Genomic DNA, 1141 nt, shown 5'->3' with positions numbered 1-1141 from the left:
TTCTAGCATCGACAAACAAGGCCTTTCGGGTGACGAATTGGAACGTGAGCTGACTTTGATGCAGGCGTGTTGGGCATTTTTTGATGATGTGCGACGGCGAGTGTCAGCCGAGATGCAGAAAGGTCCGCGAGGGGGTGGGCGAGACCGAGATCAAATTGTCCGCCATACCTTTGCGGCCGAGCAGCAATGGGCTAAGAAGATCGGTGTACTCACTCCTGATGGTGCGATGTTAACCGACGAAGGGCTAATATCGCACCGTGATGCCTATTGTCACGCAATACGAGGCTACCATTCACAGGGCAAGATGGCTGGCAAGGTGGCAAAATGGCCCCTACGCTACCTGATTCGTCACACAGCTTTTCATACCATGGATCACGCCTGGGAAATGGAAGACAAAGATCTGACCACTCATATAGCAAACCAGAAAATCTAGCGGACGGGTCATTCGGTCGCTTCGTAGCAACCCCGACGACAGCGATCATCTAATAAATTGGGCCGTAGAATGGGTTGCGCGAAACTTGGATCCGATTCCGTTACCGCCGCCTTTATACCAACGGTAATCGATGAGATTGTGTTGAAAACAAACTAATAACGTCGTCTAGCCCAGCAAGGAGTTCACAGCTATGATTTTGCCCCACAAAAATATCCCGGCCCAAAACGGCTTCTACAGCAAAGTGACTGATAATCGGCTGATTAAAAGCGATTCGGCCGGTGCGCAAACATTCACCTTGCAGACTCAAACGATCCCCCCAGGTGGCTATATCGCTTTGCATTACCATGCTTACGAAGAATCGCTGACGTTTCTTTCTGGCCGTGTGACCGTCACAATCGGTGAAAAAACAACTGAGGTTGAGGCGGAAGTGACGATTTTTATTCCGCCACACACCAATCACAGTGTACAAAATAATGGGGCTAAGCCTGCCCGCTTGATTGCGGTACACGGCACGGCCGAGCCAAGTGTAATTTATCCTAACGGTCGGCCGGAGCCGGTTGAGTGGTAAGTGTTTGCAACAACAACGGCCATTGTGATCGATTGAAAAATCTGTGCCTAATCCGTAGCCAACGCTCATAAAATCAACTACTATTGCCAGCCGGTGCGACACGCCGCCTAAACCCAAAAAACATCTCAGGAGAATGTGAT

2 protein-coding genes are annotated in these 1141 nt (G+C 50.1%); both read left to right on the top strand.

Annotated elements, in window-relative coordinates; all coding sequences use genetic code 11:
• Positions 1-55 precede the first annotated feature (55 nt).
• Positions 56-433, top strand: a complete 378-nt coding sequence (locus F6K37_RS43680; protein ID WP_287257384.1) for a hypothetical protein — start codon at positions 56-58, stop codon at positions 431-433.
• 190 nt (positions 434-623) lie between these two features.
• Positions 624-1001, top strand: coding sequence for a cupin domain-containing protein (locus F6K37_RS43675; protein ID WP_287257383.1), 378 nt, complete (start codon positions 624-626; stop codon positions 999-1001).
• Positions 1002-1141: the final 140 nt, after the last annotated feature.

Origin of the sequence: Moorena sp. SIO4E2 (genome assembly GCF_010671945.1) — a bacterium.
Classification (GTDB): Bacteria; Cyanobacteriota; Cyanobacteriia; order Cyanobacteriales; family Coleofasciculaceae; genus Moorena; species Moorena producens.
Note: the sequence above shows the minus strand (reverse complement) of the source record. Positions and strands in the feature narration are given on the sequence as shown.